The sequence below is a fragment of the Bacillus sp. SD075 genome (assembly GCF_017355165.1).
In the GTDB taxonomy this organism is placed as follows: domain Bacteria; phylum Bacillota; class Bacilli; order Bacillales; family DSM-1321; genus Peribacillus.
Window position 1 is genome coordinate 57,250 of record NZ_JADILK010000007.1, and the last position, 18,692, is coordinate 75,941.

Consider the following 18,692-nt stretch of genomic DNA (forward strand, 5'->3'; position numbering starts at 1 on the left):
ATTATCGCTTGCTGTTCGGTTTGAACCCCTAGCTTTCGGAAAGATGAAACAAGAGCTAGGGGATACATAATTAATAAATCCGTTCTGTCTCCAACATTTGAAGCAATTCTTCCTTCGTTCTTGGGAAATGGCCTCTTTCTGTAGGTTTCCTTGATTGATGGAGGGCTTGAAACATTTCAAAAACCCATGGCTTTTCCAGATGTGACTGCAGCAAAACGCATTCGTCATGGAAAACGGATATAGGATCTCCTTGATATATGACCTTACCATCATTCATGACAACGACTTCATCAGCCCATTGATAAGCTAAATTAACATCATGAGTTGATAGGATTATCGTTTTGTCAGGGTGGTAGATACTGTCCAGCAGATCCATGATCTGTCTTGAGAAATAAGGGTCCAATCCAGCGGTAGGCTCGTCCAAGAGCCAGACATCGGGCTCCATGGCGAGTATCCCTGCAATGGCGACTCGTTTTTTTTGCCCTAGGCTCAAAAAATGGGTAGGTCTGTCTTTGAGGTCAGTTACTTCCGTTTCATTCATCGCCCAATTTACTTTCTCCTGGACTGTATTTCTATCCCATCCCAAATTCATCGGTCCAAACGATATATCCTGTTGTACATTAGCGGAAAAGAGCTGCGAATCGGGATCTTGAAAAACGATCCCGACTTGCTTACGTAATGTTAATAATGCTTTACGGTCATATTTCATTTTCTTGCCATTGAATCTGATTGTACCTGCTGTAGGTTGTAAAAGTCCATTTAAATGGAGGAATAAAGTAGATTTGCCAGCACCGTTATTGCCTAATAATGCAATCTTTTTACCGTGTTGGATCGTTAGCGAAAGATCATTTAAAGCGAACGTTCCATCTGCGTATTGATGGGTGAGGCCTTCTATATGAAAAATATGCTCTGCCATTCTTGGGTTGCCTCCAATTTACAAATATCCATTAATAAAGATTAAGCTTCCTAGTATTGCAATGGCGATCAGCCAATTGAGTGAGGAATAGGTGTAAGTATCTTCACTATAGGAAAGGTTCTCCTGATAGCCTCTTGCGTTCATAGCCATCGTCAATTGCCCAGAGCGTTGCAATACTCCTAAAAATAATGATGAGATTAGTAATCCGAGAGATCGAATGCCTTTCCTTAACGAACCATACCCCAGCCGTGAAGCTTGTGATTGGTGAATCGCCAAAGCTGTATCTAAAAAAATAAAGATGAAGCGATAGGTTAATTCTATTAAATCGACCAATAAGACAGGCACTTTTAGTTTTCGCAGCACGGATAGGATCACGGTAACGGGTGTAGTTAAGGTAAGGAAATATAAACAGCTGATACTGCCGAATACGACAGAAATCAAACTGATCACCGTGCCGATGCTGTCATCGCTGATGAATATCTGCCAATTCCCGATCTTCCAGGACCACCATATATTCGATATCGAAGTGAATTTACTTGTGAAAGAAAAAAGGATGGTAATTGTACCTGATAGTATAAAGAATGCTGGTAATAGAAGTAATTTAAGATAATAAGCAAACGGGATTTTTGCCGCAAAAATGATTAAAGCGCTCATCACTGTAAAAGTGATGAGCGAAACGGCCATATCCCTTACCGTTAACGAAAATAGCAAAAGGGTGATTGCAAAAACCATTTTTTCCAACGGATGTACATCCTTTAGCCCATTGAAATAGGCATATTTATCAATGAGTAACATGCTTCGATTTTTCTGGGACTTGTTTGGTCGGCTTATTCCTTTGCCTCGTTACACCAATGAAATAACCAATGAAGCCAGCTCCTATTGCAGCTTGCAGCGCAAATAACAAGCTTTCGGTTTCTGTACCTGGCGGCTCCCAAATACTGTTGAACCATGGCTTGTATTCCGGCTGGATTTTAGTGATGGCTTCCTCAGCTTCGCCGTCTGCACCGCCGAAATCCGTGCCTTGTTGGGTGATTAATGGTATGGTAGCAAGAATGACGACCAGGAAAAGCAACAGTATACTTTTTTTCATGTTAACGGGCCTCCTTAGATAAAACTCGCAGCAATTTCAATTCGCCTAGATTGTATTTTTTTAAGAAATTCATCACGACGACTGTCAATAACCCCTCACTGATTGCCAACGGAATTTGGGTCAGGGCAAAAATCCCTGCAAATTTACTGAAAGAGGCCAAGAATCCACCTACCTCGGATGGAAAAGCAAGGGCAAGTTGAACGGATGTTACCACATAGGTTCCCAAATCTCCAAAAGCAGCTGCCAAGAAAACCGCGAGAGAGAAAGACCAACCCAATTTAGTAGCGCCCTTGAAGATAAAGTAAGCAATGAAAGGTCCGCAAATCGCCATGGAAAATGCATTGGCCCCTAATGTCGTCAATCCTCCGTGAGCAAGTAAAACAGCTTGAAATAAAAGAACGATGGAGCCAACGACACTCATGGCCAATGGTCCGAATAATATGGAACCCAATCCAACTCCGGTAGGGTGTGAAGAACTTCCTGTAACGGAAGGAATCTTAAGGGCGGATAATATAAATACAAATGCGCCCGATAGGCCAAGTATCATTTTTGTTTCTGGGTTTTCGCGTACTTTGGACCTGATGGACCGGTACCCCAAGATTAAAAAGGGAAGTGTAACGGCCCACCAGAATATAGCCCATTCAATGGGTAAAAACCCCTCCATGATATGCATGGCCATTGCCCGTTTTGGGACAAAAAGCAGTAAGATGACAAAATAAAGAATTTTCCAATTGGTTCTTTTCATTCTTTCTCCTTTCAACACTTTTAATTTTTCTGATCAATCTTTAGAAGAAAAGCGGCGTCCAACATAAAAAGCACTTCTCCCAAGGGAAAGAAGTGCGTAATGAACAGGAAATTTGCAGCATAAACCAACCATGGGCCTTTCTGCCTGATCCGCACACCCATCCTCGTAGGCTGAAACAGTTTCACGCTTCATGGCAGGTCTCCTGGCTCTGGTTCATCATCCCATTACATCCTTCCCATCTCATTTGACAGTGGATTAAAGATAAAGTAATAGGACTCCCCTTTACAGTGGCGGGACCGCTCCGGATTTTCACCGGCTTCCCTTTTAAGCTGAATTCCAAGGAATTCAACACCATGAAACTTATGTAATTATTTTGAAAATTCTCGTATAGTGTACCATAAAGAAATAATTCCAGCTACACTATCTTTTTTTTTCGGTACGAAGTTTGGTGTGAGGAAAGGATTTCAACTGGTTTTGCACTATTAAACTTTTCTAAACAGTCGGAATAAACTATTGAATTTTGATAAAGTTGTTATATGATAGATTAAGTTAGTTAGAAATGTATAATAAAACCAAATATTTCATTTTAAAAGTGCTCTTGTGTGAACAAGCAAGGGATAATAGGGAAAACGGTGAAAATCCGATGCAGCCCCCGCTACTGTAAACGCTGATGAAATTGTCGATAGCCACTGGCATGATGCCGGGAAGGGACAAAGTAAAATGAAGCGTAAGCCAGGAAACCTGCTTTTAAAATTGCATGATACTTTTCGGAGGGAAAGGTAGAAGGACTATGACGATTTTGGGAGGTTGGGCATGTTTGCCTGGTGCTCCTCATTCATATAGTTTTTTTAAACCTTGACCCTAATGTTAAGGTTTTTTATTTTGCCTTTTCCCTGAATTCAGGAGGAAAAAGATGACTACTTGGAACTTGACGGGTACAAAGACACATCTGTTGATTTGTAATGGGAGCAGCTGCATGAAAAAGGGCGGGGAAGAAGTAACCCAAGCGATTCGCGATGAAATTACTTCAAAAGGACTTGATTTGAAAATCCATACAACCAGGACACGCTGTAACGGAAGATGTAAGGATGCCTGCGTTGTGATTGCCTATCCCCAAGGAAACTGGTATCGAGTGGAAACGCCTGATTTCGGTCGGCAGATCGTCAGTAATTATGATGATGGGGAGTTTGTTCCACAGATGATCTACCAATTCAATGGTGGGGAAATGAACCCTAATCCAGATTTTCCTGCTCATACGGGTATTTCAAAGAACAAAGCGTAAAAGGAGATGTCTTAATGGGTACAAACGGTAAATTATTCGTCGTGGGCTTTGGGCCAGGGAATTTTGAACACATTACCAAGCGTGCTGTCGAAGCCCTTCAAGAAAGTGACTACATCATCGGTTATAAAACTTATGTTGAACTCATTCAGGGACTGCTTACAGATCAAACGATTATTAGTACGGGGATGACTGAAGAGGTATCACGTGCCCAAGAAGCAGTGAAACAAGCGGAGCTGGGTAAGAAAGTGGCGGTAATTTCCAGCGGAGATGCCGGAGTTTACGGGATGGCAGGGTTGGTTTATGAAGTATTGATTGAAAAAGGCTGGAAAGAAGAAACTGGAGTGGGCATTGAAGTCATTCCTGGCATTTCTGCAATCAACTCTTGTGCATCTTTACTTGGGGCACCAGTCATGCACGACTCGTGTACGATCAGCCTCAGTGATCATTTAACTCCTTGGGAACTGATCGCTAAGAGGGTTGAGGCGGCTGCAGCGGCAGACTTTGTCATTGCACTGTATAATCCGCGCAGCGGCAGGCGGACCAGGCAAATTGTAGAAACACAGAAAATTCTCCTTCGCTATCGTTCGCCCGATACACCTGTCGGGTTGGTGAAAAGTGCTTATCGCGATAGGCAGGATATTGTCATAACCAATTTGAAGGAAATGTTGAATCACGATATTGGAATGTTGACCACCGTCGTTATCGGTAATTCATCCACCTTTTTATATGATGACAAAATCATCACTCCAAGAGGCTATCAGAGGAAATATACCTTGAATTCGGAGAAGCAAGCATTGAAGCCGCATCAGCGTCTTCAAAAAGAAGCGGAACCGTGGGCATTAGACCAAGAAGCCATTACCGAGTCTGCTGGAGGAGTTGGATTACTTACAAAAGCACCAGAAAAGAAGCCAGCTTCCTTTGAAATGGCCATGGAAGCCCTGTCAAGAGTCAAGGGCCAGACCGTTCTGCAATCCATTAAGCCGATTGTTCAGCAAAAAATGGAGTCGGTATTCGAACTTGCCGTTAGTCCAGGTGTGGCGAATAAACAATTCACTCCCAAACAAATGATGACACTTGCGGAAGTGGTCGGGGATAAGGGAACGATGGAATACACGCCGAATCATAAAATCGTATTAAAGATTCCAACAACGGATCCGGAAGTCATTACGGGGAAATTGCAATCTGCAAACTTTCTTTTATCACCGATAGGAGATGTACTGACATTAAAAGCCTGTGATTTCTGTGATGGCGAAAAAGCGGAATCCATTCCTTATGCGGATGAAATACACCGGGTGCTTGGCGGAATGAAAATGCCCAAGGAACTGAACATCGGTTTTAATGGGTGTGGGATGGCTTGTTATAGTGCTGTGATGGATGATATCGGGATTGTCTTCCGAAAAGGGAAATTCGACTTATTTCTTGGAGCTAAACCGGTTGGAAGAACAGCCCATCCAGGTCAGCCGGTTGCGGAAGGCATTGAACCGGAACAGCTTGTTGAACTGATTGCTGACATTGTCGGCGAGTATAAGGAAAATGCCCATCCAAATGAGCGGCTGTTTAAATACTTCAAACGTTCGAAAAAGATACAGAATTTTTCTTATCAAGACATCGCTCCCAAAATAAACATAGAGCCTGCGCCTTGTGAAGACTAATCAAGAGGGGGAAAGTAAATGAAAGCAGTTTTGTTTGTAGGACACGGAAGCCGCTTAAATTCGGGAAATGAAGAAGTGCTTCATTTTATTGAAAATATGATTCCGGCAATGGACGGACGCTTCTTGGTAGAAACGTGCTTCTTGGAATTTGCGGTACCGAATATAGCCAAAGGCATTGATAATTGTGTAAAAAGAGGGGCTACTGAAGTTATCGTCATACCGATCATTTTGTTGCATGCAGGACATTCGAAATTACATATCCCAGCTGAAATAGAGGATGGGAAAACCAAGTATCCAGAAGTGAAATTCACATATGGCCAAACGATCGGGGTTCACCATGATATATTGACAATCCTGACAGACCGTCTTGAAGAAGCGGGATTCGATACAACCGCTGAACAGGCTGAAACAGCAATATTGCTAATTGGCCGAGGTGGCAGTGATGCTGATGCAAATAGTGATATATATAAAATTTCACGATTATTATGGGAAAAATTAAACGTTAAATGGGTCGAAACAGCCTTTATGGGCGTAACGGACCCGCACGTTGATGAAGGTATTGAACGATGCATCCGGTTAGGGGCAAAAAAAGTAGTGATGCTGCCGTACTTCCTCTTCACAGGGGTGTTGATGGAAAGAATGGAGGGTATGCTGAAAGGTTATCACGAGCAATATCAGGATCGAGAATTCATTTTGGCGAAGTATTTTGGGTATCACCGAACATTACAGAACATTCTGCAAGAACGAGTAATTGAAGCCAGTGAAGGCAGATCAAGCGGGGCGCGTGATTTGGAAAACTATCGTAAATATGTCGAGGAACATGGACATGCCCACCACCATCACCATCATGACCATGACCACGACCACGACCACGACCACGACCACGACCACGACCACGACCACGACCACGATCACGATCATGACCACGGCCATCATCACGATCATGATGGGCAAGTGGTGGGGGCGTCAAAATGATTTTGTTCTTGGCGGGTACAAGTGATGCAAGGGAATTAGCGATTGAGATGCAGCAGGTGGGATTCAAGGTTTTGGCAACTGTTGTAACCGGGTCGGCGGCTAAGAGTTTGCAAGATGCAGGGATATCTACCCGGATTGGCCGTTTAACTGCAGAGGATATGACATCTTTTATCTCTGAAAAAGGTTTTCGTGCGGTAGTTGATGCAAGTCACCCATTTGCGGAAGAAGCATCCAAAAACGCCCTTAACGGAGCAAAGGCAGCAAATGTTCCTTATATTCGTTATGAGCGTGAAAGTCAACGGTTTCAGAACGATAAATTGATAGTGGTCCGTGATTATGAGGAAGCTGCCAAACTTGCCGCTTCAAAACGTGGAGTCATCATGCTCACGACAGGAAGTAAAACCCTGGCCGTGTTCGCAAAAAAATTGGTAGGGCTAGAGAATACCAGAGTCATAGCAAGAATGCTGCCACGCATGGACAATATGGAAAAATGTGCACAGCTGGGCATTGAACAAAAAAATATCGTTGCGATTCAAGGCCCATTTTCCAAAGAATTAAATAAAGCTCTATATGAACAGTATGGCGTTACATTGATGATAACCAAAGAAAGTGGCAAAGTCGGAGCGGTTGACGAGAAATTGGAAGCCGCGTTGGAATGTGGAATAGAGACGATTATGATATCGCGGCCGGATGTGGACTATCAAAATGTTCATTCCAGTTTTGATCATGTCATTGCCGAGTTGTATAAACAGTTAAATGAAAAATAGGAGGAATGCAAGATGGATTTTAAAACGGATTTTAAACCACTAACGGTAGACCCGGACAAAATATATGATTATAGCTTTTCAATCATTGCTGAGGAAATGGGCAATCATGATTTTTCTGAAGATGAATGGAAGATCGTCCGCCGGGTCATTCATGCTTCAGCGGATTTTGAATTGGGAAGAAGTGTCATCATCCATCCAAATGCCATTCAAGCTGGAGTGGAAGCTATTCGCAAAGGTAGACATGTCATTGCGGATGTGCAAATGATCGAGAGCGGTACAGGCAAAAAGAGATTTCATAAACACGGCGGGGACGTTCATTGCTACATTTCAGATCCGGATGTGATGGTAGAAGCAAAACGTTTGAATACGACAAGGGCGATCATTTCGATGCAAAAAGCCGTAAATGAAAATGAAGGGGGCATTTATGCCATTGGCAATGCACCTACCGCTTTACTTGAGCTTATTCGCCTTATTAAAGAAGGGATTGCAAAACCCGACTTAATCATTGGAATGCCTGTTGGGTTTGTTTCTGCAGCGGAATCTAAAGAGGAACTGGCTAAGATCACAGAAGTGCCATTCATTACGAATATTGGCCGAAAAGGTGGAAGTACTGTCACGGTTGCAGCATTGAACGCGATTTCCCTTTTAGCTGATAGTTAAAAAATGGAAAAGAAAGTGAAAAAAGACCCCTCACAAATGCGTCATGGTTATACGACGGGAGCTTGTTCGACAGCCGTGACCAAAGCGGCATTGATCGCTTTGATCACGGGGGATGCACTTGAGGAAGCAACGATTTCCTTGCCCATCGGCCGAGATGCCACCTTCACTATTGAGAAATATGATATATCGGAAAATGCGGTTAGTGCAGAAACGATTAAAGATGCCGGAGATGATCCCGATGCCACCCATCTGGCACATATTATCTCTACTGTCAGCTGGACGGATGCAGCTGGAGTTATCCTGGATGGTGGGACCGGTGTGGGCCGTGTGACCAAACCTGGTCTTCCCGTACCTGTAGGAGAAGCTGCCATTAACCCTGTACCGCGCAAAATGATTTTAACCACTGTGCAACAAACATTGGAAGAATTTAAAATCAATAGAGGAGTGAAAGTCGTCATCTCCGTGCCCGCAGGTGAAGAAATAGCGAAAAAAACATTAAATGGCCGCTTGGGGATTGTGGGAGGCATATCCATTTTGGGAACAAGGGGCACTGTCGTCCCTTTTTCCAGTTCCGCTTATATGGCAAGTATCGTCCAGGCTATCAGTGTCGCCAAAGCGAGTGGGTGTGAGCACCTTGTCCTAACCACTGGCGGGCGAAGTGAAAAGTATGCAATGGGCCTTCTCCAGGATTTACCTGAGGAAGCCTTTATTGAAATGGGTGACTTTGTAGGCTTCTCACTTAAGCAATGTAAGAGGCAGGGAATTAAAAAAGTCTCACTTGTCGGTATGATGGGTAAATTCTCCAAAGTGGCCCAAGGTGTGATGATGGTGCATTCAAAAAGTGCCCCGGTCGACTTCGGTTTTCTATCGGAAATAGCTCAAAGTGTCGGAGCTGAAGCTGATCTTGTACTTGAAATCAAGAATGCAAACACAGCATCACAAGTCGGGGATATGATGTCAGCGATCAATAATTTCGATTTTTTTAATAAACTATGTGAATCTTGCTGTCGCTCTGCCATAAACCAAGTGAAGGGCGGCATTGAAATGGAAACGGCGATTTATTCGTTGAAAGGACAATTACTGGGAAGGGCTGTTGGAATTGAGTCAATCGATTAAATTAATCGGGATAGGGGATAACGGTCAGGAAAGCTTACTGCCCCAATATGTCCAATGGATAGAAGAAAGTGAAGTACTGGTCGGAGGTGAACGGGTCTTATCCTTCTTTCCGAACTATTCTGGCAAAAGGATTGTCATAAAGGGCGGTTTGAAAAAGGTCGTGGAACAACTGCAGGATGAAACTCGTTCAACAGTTGTCTTAGCTTCCGGTGACCCATTGTTTTATGGAATGGGAGGATACCTTTCCAGCAAAATCAACATCGAGGTTTACCCATATTTCAGTTCAATTCAGCTTGCTTTTGCAAAAATGGGGGAAAGCTGGCAAGATGCCTTCCTAGTTAGTATCCATGGCCGCAGTATGAAAGGGCTGGCCCAAAGGATTGATGGGAAAGCGAAAGTGGCCTTGCTTACAGACATCGAAAATAGCCCCAATCAACTGGCTAAATATCTCCTTTCATTCGGAATGACTGAATACCGGGCATTTGTGGCTGAAAATCTTCAAGGGGAAGCGGAAGACTCTGGCTGGTATGAACTTGAAGAAATGGTGGAGCGGGAATTTTCCCCGTTGAACGTCGTCATTTTGAAAAGAAAATCAGAAGGTCCAAGCTGGTCCTTAGGGATAGAAGATGAAGAATTTTCGCAGCGCAAGCCGGATAAGGGACTCATAACCAAAAAGGAAATTCGGGTATTAAGCCTGCATGCGTTGAAGCTCAGGAAAAACAGCATAGTTTGGGATATTGGGACGTGTACGGGATCAATGGCCATTGAAGCAGCTAAGCTTGCTTCAGAAGGCGAAATCTTCGCAATTGAAAAAAATGAGCCTGATTTAGAAAACTGTTATCAAAACCAACGTAAATTCCGTACCGATATAACGGCAATTCATGGAAAAGCTCCGCAGGGATTAGAAAATTTTCCTGATCCTGATGCGATCTTCATTGGCGGGACTGGCGGCGAAATGGTAGATTTAATCAAAACATGCTGCAAACGCCTTAAAGAAGGCGGCAGGATCGTTCTAAATGCTGCGACGATTGAGAATCTTTACCGGGCTAATGAGGCATTTGCGGAAGCTGGTTTTCACACTTCCATCATGCATGCCCAAATCTCCAGAAGTAAGCCAATATTGGGAATGAACAGATTTGTACCGCTTAATCCGGTTTATATCATTACGGCACAACGAAAGGAAGACATGAATGAGTAATCTTGGTACATTATTTGGCCTAGGCGTGGGCCCAGGCGATCCAGAGCTTATTACAGTAAAGGCATTTCGCGTGATTCAGGAATCTCCGGTCATTGCGTATCCCAAAAAAAGAAAAGGAAGTAAAAGCTACGCCCATCGCATCGTTGAAGTTTATATTCGTCCTGAAGAAAAGGAGATGCTGGGCCTTGTTTTTCCAATGACGAAAGATCAATCGATTTTGGATCGGGAATGGAACGGAACGGTTGAAAAAGTTTGGCAAAAATTATATGAAGGAAAAGATGTTGCTTTCGTTACGGAAGGCGATCCGCTTTTATATAGTACATTCATACATATGATGAAATTGATGCAGGAGTTGCATCCCGAAGTCGAAATCAAGACAGTCCCGGGCATCTCTTCCTTTAATGGATCAGCGTCTAGGCTGGGCATCGCTTTGGCTGATGGTGATGATCATGTTGCTATAGTCCCAGCAAGGGATGATTATGAATTGATGAAGAAGGCGATCGAAGATCATGATGCCGTGGTGTTCATCAAAGTGGCAAAGGTCATCGATTTAATGATTACCGTTTTAAAAGATTTGGACTTGGTTGAAAAGGCCTCGGTCGTAACCAAAGTCACTTCCGATGAAGAAGTGATTTGGAAAGTGAGTGAATTGGAAGGACTTGAACTGGAATACTTAACATTGATGGTGGTGAGAAAATGAAGATATATATTGTAGGTGCTGGCCCAGGTGACCCGGATTTGATTACCGTAAAAGGATTGAACATTCTTCAAAAGGCTGACGTGATTTTATATACGGATTCATTAGTGAATGAAGAATTGATTGCTAAGGCAAAACCCGATGCCGAGGTGCTAAAAACAGCAGGAATGCATTTGGAAGAAATTGTCGGCATCATGGTTGATCGTGTTAAAGAAGGAAAGATGGTTGCAAGAATCCATACAGGGGATCCTGCTATGTACGGCGCAATCATGGAACAAATAGTCTTGTTGAAGAAAGAGGGTATTGGCTATGAGGTGATACCTGGCGTGAGTTCGGTATTCGCCTCAGCAGCGGCAATAGGAGCAGAGCTGACCATCCCTGATTTAACTCAGACACTCATATTAACGAGGGCTGAAGGACGTACGCCTGTTCCGGAATTTGAGAAATTACGTGATTTGGCAAGCCATCACTGTACGATTGCCCTTTTCTTGAGTGCGACCTTGACAAAAAAAATCGTTAAAGAACTCCAGGAAGCCGGTTGGAAGGATGATACTCCGGTAGCAGTCATTCAAAGGGCAACATGGCCGGACCAAAAAATTATCCGAACCACGTTAGTGAACTTAGATGATGATATGCGTCAAAATGGTATCCGCAAGCATGCGATGATTTTGGCTGGATGGGCGTTAGATCCTACTATCCATGATAAAGATGAATACCGTTCCAAACTATATGATGCAAGTTTTACTCACGGTTTCAGAAAAGGTGTTAAACCATGATCATTGAATTGAAAGAAGCGGAACTTGCTCCCATTAAACAATCTCATACTTATGCGATTGTGGCCATTACAAAGCATGGTGTCGAGCTGGCACGAAAATTACATACCGTTTTTTCGAACTCCGATCTATATTACATGAGCAAGTTTGAAAAAGGGGACGAAGAGCATAAACAGATCCAGCTTTTTTCGGGCAGTGTCCGTATGCTGTTACCAGCTTTATTCAAGGAATATAAAGGAATCATATTAATTATCTCACTCGGGGCAGTAGTCAGGATGATTGCACCAATTTTGAAGGATAAGAAGACGGATCCAGGTGTGGTTGTCATTGATGATAAAGGGGAAAATGTCATCAGTGTACTGTCAGGGCATCTTGGAGGAGCAAATGAATTGACTAAGGAAGTGGCTGCAGCTCTTGATGCAAAGGCTATAATCACCACGGCATCGGATGTACAAAAGACGATTCCTGTCGACTTATTCGGCCAGCGCTTCGATTGGATTTGGGATTCAGCAGAAAAATTGACGCCGGTAAGTGCATCCGTTGTAAATGAAGAGCATGTTGCCGTTGTACAGGAATCAGGTGAACGGAACTGGTGGCCTTATGAAACGGCATTACCTGAACGAATAATCGTATATCCATCCATTGATGAAGCGCTTCAAGCAAAGCCGCAAGCAGCTCTGGTCGTGACTCACCGCCTGCTTAGCCAGTCGGAAAAGCGGATCCTGGAAAATGGGATTGTATATCGTCCCAAAGTCATTGCTCTCGGTATCGGCTGCAATAGGGGAACAGCGGCGGCTGAAATTGAGCAGGTGATTGCAGAAACACTAGCCGAATTATCATTTTCTTTAAAAAGCGTTAAAGCGCTCTGCACAATTTCCATAAAGAAAGACGAAATCGGCTTGATTGAAGTAGTTGAAAAATTCGGCTGGGAATTTGTGCATTATGAACCGGAAGAGCTTAATCAAGCCAAAATCGAAGCACCATCCGATACTGTATTTAAATACACAGGTGCATATGGTGTGAGTGAACCGGCTGTGAGGATTTATACTGAAACTGATCAATTGGAGCTAGTTAAGAAAAAATCGGGGAACGTAACCATATCAGTTGGAATCATTCCTTTTTAAGGAGGGAGAAGCAAATATGAACGATCGAAGATTGGTAATTGCGGGTACCGGAAGCGGTGTCGGTAAAACGACATTGACCATCGGCATCATGGCAGCCCTCCAGAAGAAAGGCTACACTGTTCAAGGGTTCAAATGTGGTCCTGACTATATCGATCCTACTTACCATACCGCAGTTACTGGACGGATTTCACGAAATCTTGACAGTTGGATGTTTGAACATGACACTGTCCGTGAAATCCTTAACAAAGCAGGTACCGGAGCTGATATATCGATCATCGAAGGAGTCATGGGCTTTTTCGATGGTAAAAGCCCTTTATCCAATACAGGATCGACGGCTGAAATCAGCATCATCACGCAAAGCCCTGTCCTGTTGGTAGTCAACTGTGCCAGCATGGCACGGAGTGCAGCCGCCATTGTAAAAGGCTTTCAGGATTTTTCAACCGGTCCGAACATCATAGGGGTCATTGCCAATCAAGTGGGAAGCTTAGGGCATTACAAAATTGTCAAATCAGCCATTGAGCAAGAATGCGATGTTCCGGTGTTGGGTTATATGAAGCGGGAAATGGATATTGATATTCCTAGCCGTCATTTGGGTTTAATTCCTGCTATTGAACGCGGGGAACTAAACCCGTTTTTCGATAAGCTGGCACAATTAGTCATGGAAACGATCGATATCGATCAGTTGTACCGATTGTCCAAGACAAGTGCCGTTTCCAGTGGAAACTCCATTATATTTCAACCCCAAAATGAAAAGGGCGTGTACATTGCCGTCGCAAAAGATGCAGCCTTCAATTTTTATTATCAGGAAAATCTAGAGTTACTTGAAGCAAATGGGGCAAACATCAAATACTTTTCTCCATTAAAAGGGGATGAAGTTCCAAGTGATGCTGATGGTTTATATCTTGGAGGCGGCTTTCCTGAGGAATTTGCTGACGAACTTTCCCGTAACGTGGGTGCTATCAGATCCATCAGAAGTTCCATTGAATCGGGGATTCCGACTCTAGCGGAATGTGGTGGTTTCATGTTTTTGAGCAAATCGATTGAAACAACATCAGGAGAAACGCATCAGATGGCAGGAATGATACCAGGCAGGATTAAAATGCAAAAAAAGCTTGCATCACTTGGATATCGTGAAATTACAGGAACATCAAGCAATTTTTTGATCAATGAAATTGAACAGGCAAAAGGTCATGAATTCCACTACTCGACATTTGAAGCGGATGATGATCTACCACATGCCTATGAAGCCAAAGGCAGATTTGGTTCGAAACAAGAGGGGTGTGTTTTAGGTAACCTTGTTGCTGGGTATACTCACTTTCATTTTGCTTCGAATCCAACACTTGCAAAGAACTGGATCGACGCTTGCTTAAAACAAAAAAATAGATCAACCCATGAAACTATCAACAAGGAAAAGGTGTTTTTTGAAGATTAAGAGGAGGAGCTAGCATGAAACCGGGAAAAGTTCATCTGGTCGGTGCGGGTCCGGGAGATCCGAAACTGATTACGGTATATGGACTGGAATGTATCCAAAAGGCGGATGTCATTGCATATGACAGGCTTGTCAATCCAGAACTATTAACCTATGCAAAAGAAGATGCAGAACTGGTGTATTGCGGGAAATCACCAGGGAAACATCATCTCATTCAAAATGAAATACATGAACTTTTAGTAGAAAAAGCCTTACAGGGGAAAAACGTTACCCGTCTTAAGGGGGGAGATCCATTTGTCTTTGGGCGGGGCGGTGAGGAAGCAGAGATACTGGCTGCTAATGGGATAGAATATGATATCGTCCCAGGAATCACAGCGGGAATCGCAGCACCGGCTTATGCGGGCATCCCGGTAACACACCGTGAACATGCCTCAAGTTATGCCATTGTGACAGGCCATGGCCGTGATTACAAGGGGCAGGATAACCTGAATTGGCAGGCTTTGGCTCAAGGTATCGATACCATCGCCTTTTATATGGGGATAGGTAATATGCCGTTTATCTGTGAAAAGTTGATGGAGCATGGCAGGGATGGTAAAACGCCAGTGGCTGTCATTGAATGGGGCACGACAGATAAACAAAGGACGATCACCGGTACTTTGAGTTCGATTTCTTTGAAGGCTGTAAAAGAAGAAATTCAAAATCCGTCAATCTTTCTAGTAGGGGATGTCGTCCAATTAAGAGAAAAAATCCAATGGTTTGAAAGAGTGATTGAATCAGAGTCCATTATGGAAGGGAATGAGTCGGAATGTCCATCATTCAAGTATTGAAGGAACGCCGGGCAATAAGGAATTACGAAGAAAAAGAAGTGGAAGACCAAAAAATCAAGCAGTTATTGGAAGCGGCTACCTATGCTCCTAACGACCGATTGCGTGAACCTTGGAGTTTTTATGTGATCAAGGGAGAAGCGAAGGAGCGTTATGAAAGATTGGCAGAAAGATATTTACTTGATCGCTTCCCGACCAAACCAAAATTGATTGAAAGTTCACTGGAAGTTGTAAAGACGACACCACTTATCATTGTTGTGACTGCTGATATTTTGCCTGAGGATCCAGATTCATCCGAAGACAATGTATTTGCTTCTTGCTGTGCTGTCCATTCGATGTGGCTTGCCGCAAAAGAACTTGGTCTTGGGTTCGTTTGGCGCACTAGAGGAGTGGGTCTTGTCAGGGATGAACGCCTGTACGAATTTATCGGTTCACCGGAAAACAAAAAAGTGATCGGCACCATTTTTGTCGGATACCCTAAAGGAGATCAACCGGTTCCTGCTACTAAAAGGACCTCATACATAGAAAAAACAGTTTGGCTATGAAGGTAGGTGAGTGAGTGGCACGCAGAGGATTAATGCTTATTTATACAGGAAACGGGAAAGGGAAAACGACTGCTTCATTAGGGGTGACTTTAAGGGCAATCGGCAGAGGAATGAATGTCAAATACCTTCAGTTCATAAAATCTCCTGAGCGAACATATGGGGAAGCATTGGCTTTGAGAAAATTAGGAGTTGAAATGGAACAGCTAGGTATTGGTTTTACGTGGACCAAAACTCCAGAAGAGCATCGCAGAGCATTAGCGTTAGCATGGGAAAAGGCGAAACTGGCCCTTAGTGATCCAGGCATTGATTTACTTGTTCTGGATGAGTTGAACAATGCGTTAGCGATCTCCAAGTTCCCGATTGAAGATGTCTTGCCGTTGGCTGAAATCATCGATGCCATTCGAAATCGTCCCGCTCATATGCATTTAGTCATTACCGGTAGGGATGCCCAACCAGGGCTTATGGAAATGGCGGATTTGGTTTCATCGATTGAGGCGACCAAACATTATTATGACGAGGGTATCGGTGCCGTCAAAGGATTAGAGTTTTAGGGGGTGAGCGTAATGAAGGCACGATCCATTATGATACAAGGGACGTCATCTGATGTAGGGAAAAGCTTGATTTGTACGGCATTTTGCCGGGTCTTTTCCAATAAAGGATTACGTGTCGTCCCATTCAAATCACAAAACATGGCTTTGAATTCTTATGTAACCTTGGATGGCGGTGAAATCGGACGGGCTCAGGGAGTACAGGCGGAAGCAGCACGGATAACGGCAACGACCGATATGAATCCGATATTACTGAAACCGAAGCAGGATATGGTTTCGGAAGTCATTGTGCACGGAAAGCATTTTCTTGATATGAATGCAAAAAGCTATCGGTCTCAATTTGTCCAGGAGGCCATGCCCTTCATCCGTAAATCGGTGGAAAAACTCCAAGATGAATATGACATCATCGTACTCGAAGGGGCAGGAAGTCCGGCTGAAATTAACCTTAAGGACCGGGATATTGCGAATATGCGAATGGCTAAACTCACAGATGCAGCTGTTATTTTAGTGGCTGATATTGATCGTGGTGGAGTATTTGCATCCATTATCGGGACACTTGCATTATTGGATCAAGATGAACGAGATAGTGTAAAAGGGATCATCATCAATAAATTTCGTGGCATGCGTGAATTATTGGACGATGGCATTGAATGGGTGGAAAAGGAAACCGGGATTCCAGTTCTCGGGGTGCTGCCCTATCTAGACGTGAATATTGAAGCTGAAGATTCACTAGCACTCTCTTCTTTACGTTTTAAAAAACCTAAAAAGGCTGAGTTTCCGATCGATGTAGCCGTCTTGAGATTTCCGCGGATTTCCAATTTTACAGATGTGGATCCTTTTTTCGATGAACCCGGAGTAGGTGTCCGCCTGGTAAGCAGTGTCCATGAGTTAGGTAATCCCGATCTTCTTATTTTACCGGGTACAAAAAACACAATGGAAGATTTAGAGTGGTTGAATCGTATGGGGTTGGATGCGGCCATCAATGAACTGCGGAAAGAAGGAACGGTGATATTCGGTATTTGCGGCGGTTTTCAAATGCTAGGGACCAAACTTTTCGATCCTGACGCTGTCGAAGGTGACGTTGAGAACGCAGAAGGGCTCTCGCTTCTTCCTGTGGAAACCGTATTTCAAGCAGAAAAGAAAACGGTACAAATGGAAGGTGTCCTTTCTGCAGGGATAATGGAAGGTCAAATGAATCTTAACGGTTTCGAAATACATTTAGGCAGAACGACATTGAAGTCACAAGTAAGGCCCTTTCTTTTATTGAAGGATGGAAGAGAGGATGGAGCCATTTCCAATGACAACAAAGTAATGGGAACATATCTTCATGGGATATTCCATAATCGCTTGTTCACTAGAATACTAGTCAACCAAATTCGAAGAAAAAAGGGGTTGGATGAAGTGAAGGAGAACGTTCAAAGCGACTCGGATCGCAGGGAGGAAGCGTATAATCTCTTGGCTTCCCATTTAGAAGAAAACATTGATATGGATACCATCTATCAATGGCTGCAGCTGGAAACTGCAGAAAGTTGAACAAGAGTCAGACAGAGCTTAGGTTAATGGTAATCAAAGCCCAATTATCTTCAAAAAAGATCAATTTAGAGCTACAATTCCTTTTATTTGGCCATATTAAGTGACAGAGGCATACAAGATATGTTATGTTGTCTTCTCTACATACTTTATACAAAATAATAGGATGAGGTGTTCATATGAATAAAACAGAATTAGTGAGCAGTGTTGCAGCACAAGCTGAGCTGACAAAAGACGAAACAAAAAAAGTAGTGGACGCATTGTTTGAAACAATCACGGCGACACTTGCTAAAGAAGAAAAAATCCAATTAGTTGGTTTTGGAACATTTGAAGTGCGTGACCGTGCTGCTCGTACAGGAAGAAACCCGCAAACTGGCGAAGAAATACAAATTGCTGCTAGTAAAGTACCCGCTTTTAAAGCAGGTAAGGAATTAAAAGAGGCTGTAAAATAAAAATGGACGAAGAAAAACCTGGCGATGGAATATTCGCCAGGTTTTTTACTGCCTGAATTTCATTTTTGAGAAGGGGGATTCGTAAAACGGCAGATTATATTCAATTAACCAGGATTATGCTATTCCCGAGTTACTAATTATTAACTAGAATGGTAAATGCCGATGAATGATTTGCTGGTTTTGTTAGATGGGGTATAGTTATGAAAAGGCCATTAGGAGTTACTTAAATAGGATGTTTTTATATTTTAGGCGCCATTTTCAATGATAGGCATGTAGGGCTTTAACAATTGACCAACAATGAAATAAGCCCACTCCATGACAAAAAGGAAGCGGTAATGGAATGTAACATAAATGAAAAATTTTATAGTA

At 43.2% G+C, this 18,692-nt stretch carries 21 protein-coding genes and 2 riboswitches; of the genes, 16 read left to right on the forward strand and 5 right to left on the reverse strand.

Features of this window, described 5'->3' with window-relative positions; translation table 11 throughout:
• Nucleotides 1-70: 70 nt before the first annotated feature.
• The 5 genes from IOC57_RS07615 to IOC57_RS07635 all read right to left on the reverse strand — a co-directional run bounded on the left by IOC57_RS07615 (nucleotide 71) and on the right by IOC57_RS07635 (nucleotide 2,943).
• A complete protein-coding gene (locus tag IOC57_RS07615; RefSeq protein WP_207438150.1) occupies nucleotides 71-916 on the reverse strand; it encodes an energy-coupling factor ABC transporter ATP-binding protein in 846 nt (281 codons plus the stop codon).
• 18 nt (nucleotides 917-934) lie between these two features.
• The gene (gene cbiQ, locus IOC57_RS07620) at nucleotides 935-1,711 is read right to left on the reverse strand and encodes a cobalt ECF transporter T component CbiQ (RefSeq protein WP_207438151.1); all 777 of its coding nucleotides are present in this window, start codon (nucleotides 1,709-1,711) and stop codon (nucleotides 935-937) included.
• Entirely contained in the window at nucleotides 1,698-2,006 is a 309-nt protein-coding gene (locus IOC57_RS07625; protein ID WP_207438152.1) for an energy-coupling factor ABC transporter substrate-binding protein, read from the reverse strand. The genes cbiQ and IOC57_RS07625 overlap by 14 nt, the downstream gene beginning before the upstream one ends.
• Nucleotide 2,007: 1 nt before the next feature.
• Complete coding sequence (locus IOC57_RS07630; RefSeq protein WP_207438153.1) at nucleotides 2,008-2,751, reverse strand: energy-coupling factor ABC transporter permease; 744 nt, start codon at nucleotides 2,749-2,751, stop codon at nucleotides 2,008-2,010.
• A 33-nt stretch (nucleotides 2,752-2,784) separates the two neighbouring features.
• Nucleotides 2,785-2,943, reverse strand: a complete 159-nt coding sequence (locus IOC57_RS07635; RefSeq protein WP_207438154.1) for a hypothetical protein — start codon at nucleotides 2,941-2,943, stop codon at nucleotides 2,785-2,787.
• A riboswitch (cobalamin riboswitch) is annotated at nucleotides 2,927-3,122 on the reverse strand. It overlaps the preceding gene by 17 nt.
• Before the next feature lie 202 nt (nucleotides 3,123-3,324).
• Nucleotides 3,325-3,514: riboswitch (cobalamin riboswitch) on the forward strand.
• A gap of 150 nt (nucleotides 3,515-3,664) precedes the next feature.
• Between IOC57_RS07635 and IOC57_RS07640 the strand changes: the two genes are divergently transcribed.
• From IOC57_RS07640 to IOC57_RS07715, 16 genes are all read left to right on the forward strand, one after another.
• On the forward strand, nucleotides 3,665-4,033 hold the full coding sequence (locus IOC57_RS07640) for a (2Fe-2S) ferredoxin domain-containing protein (protein ID WP_207438155.1): 369 nt from the start codon (nucleotides 3,665-3,667) through the stop codon (nucleotides 4,031-4,033).
• 14 nt (nucleotides 4,034-4,047) lie between these two features.
• Nucleotides 4,048-5,685 carry a precorrin-3B C(17)-methyltransferase gene (gene cobJ, locus IOC57_RS07645; RefSeq protein ID WP_207438156.1) on the forward strand — a complete coding sequence of 546 codons (1,638 nt, stop codon included), beginning with the start codon at nucleotides 4,048-4,050 and terminating at the stop codon, nucleotides 5,683-5,685.
• Between the two features lie 18 nt (nucleotides 5,686-5,703).
• Nucleotides 5,704-6,660: a sirohydrochlorin chelatase gene (locus IOC57_RS07650; protein ID WP_207438157.1), complete on the forward strand. Its 957-nt coding sequence runs from the start codon at nucleotides 5,704-5,706 to the stop codon at nucleotides 6,658-6,660.
• A complete protein-coding gene (cobK, locus tag IOC57_RS07655) occupies nucleotides 6,657-7,427 on the forward strand; it encodes a precorrin-6A reductase (protein ID WP_207438158.1) in 771 nt (256 codons plus the stop codon). The genes IOC57_RS07650 and cobK overlap by 4 nt, the downstream gene beginning before the upstream one ends.
• Before the next feature lie 12 nt (nucleotides 7,428-7,439).
• Nucleotides 7,440-8,087, forward strand: a complete 648-nt coding sequence (locus IOC57_RS07660) for a precorrin-8X methylmutase (protein WP_207438159.1) — start codon at nucleotides 7,440-7,442, stop codon at nucleotides 8,085-8,087.
• A gap of 3 nt (nucleotides 8,088-8,090) precedes the next feature.
• The gene (locus tag IOC57_RS07665; RefSeq protein WP_207438160.1) at nucleotides 8,091-9,203 is read left to right on the forward strand and encodes a cobalt-precorrin-5B (C(1))-methyltransferase; all 1,113 of its coding nucleotides are present in this window, start codon (nucleotides 8,091-8,093) and stop codon (nucleotides 9,201-9,203) included.
• A complete protein-coding gene (gene cbiE, locus IOC57_RS07670; protein ID WP_207438161.1) occupies nucleotides 9,187-10,401 on the forward strand; it encodes a precorrin-6y C5,15-methyltransferase (decarboxylating) subunit CbiE in 1,215 nt (404 codons plus the stop codon). The genes IOC57_RS07665 and cbiE overlap by 17 nt, the downstream gene beginning before the upstream one ends.
• Nucleotides 10,394-11,101, forward strand: a complete 708-nt coding sequence (gene cobI / locus IOC57_RS07675) for a precorrin-2 C(20)-methyltransferase (protein ID WP_207438162.1) — start codon at nucleotides 10,394-10,396, stop codon at nucleotides 11,099-11,101. Before cbiE ends, cobI begins: the two co-directional genes overlap by 8 nt.
• Entirely contained in the window at nucleotides 11,098-11,874 is a 777-nt protein-coding gene (cobM, locus tag IOC57_RS07680) for a precorrin-4 C(11)-methyltransferase (protein WP_207438163.1), read from the forward strand. The genes cobI and cobM overlap by 4 nt, the downstream gene beginning before the upstream one ends.
• Nucleotides 11,871-12,995: a cobalt-precorrin 5A hydrolase gene (locus IOC57_RS07685; RefSeq protein ID WP_207438164.1), complete on the forward strand. Its 1,125-nt coding sequence runs from the start codon at nucleotides 11,871-11,873 to the stop codon at nucleotides 12,993-12,995. Before cobM ends, IOC57_RS07685 begins: the two co-directional genes overlap by 4 nt.
• A 16-nt stretch (nucleotides 12,996-13,011) precedes the next feature.
• Nucleotides 13,012-14,427 (forward strand): cobyrinic acid a,c-diamide synthase CobB, encoded by a 1,416-nt coding sequence (locus tag IOC57_RS07690; protein WP_207438165.1) that lies wholly within the window; start codon nucleotides 13,012-13,014, stop codon nucleotides 14,425-14,427.
• Nucleotides 14,428-14,441: 14 nt separating this feature from the next.
• A complete protein-coding gene (gene cobA / locus IOC57_RS07695) occupies nucleotides 14,442-15,251 on the forward strand; it encodes a uroporphyrinogen-III C-methyltransferase (RefSeq protein WP_207438166.1) in 810 nt (269 codons plus the stop codon).
• The gene (locus IOC57_RS07700; protein WP_207438167.1) at nucleotides 15,230-15,793 is read left to right on the forward strand and encodes a nitroreductase family protein; all 564 of its coding nucleotides are present in this window, start codon (nucleotides 15,230-15,232) and stop codon (nucleotides 15,791-15,793) included. Before cobA ends, IOC57_RS07700 begins: the two co-directional genes overlap by 22 nt.
• Before the next feature lie 14 nt (nucleotides 15,794-15,807).
• Nucleotides 15,808-16,344 (forward strand): cob(I)yrinic acid a,c-diamide adenosyltransferase, encoded by a 537-nt coding sequence (locus IOC57_RS07705; RefSeq protein ID WP_207438168.1) that lies wholly within the window; start codon nucleotides 15,808-15,810, stop codon nucleotides 16,342-16,344.
• 12 nt (nucleotides 16,345-16,356) lie between these two features.
• Entirely contained in the window at nucleotides 16,357-17,874 is a 1,518-nt protein-coding gene (locus IOC57_RS07710) for a cobyric acid synthase (RefSeq protein ID WP_207438169.1), read from the forward strand.
• A 176-nt stretch (nucleotides 17,875-18,050) separates the two neighbouring features.
• Complete coding sequence (locus IOC57_RS07715; RefSeq protein WP_207438170.1) at nucleotides 18,051-18,323, forward strand: HU family DNA-binding protein; 273 nt, start codon at nucleotides 18,051-18,053, stop codon at nucleotides 18,321-18,323.
• Nucleotides 18,324-18,692 lie beyond the last annotated feature (369 nt).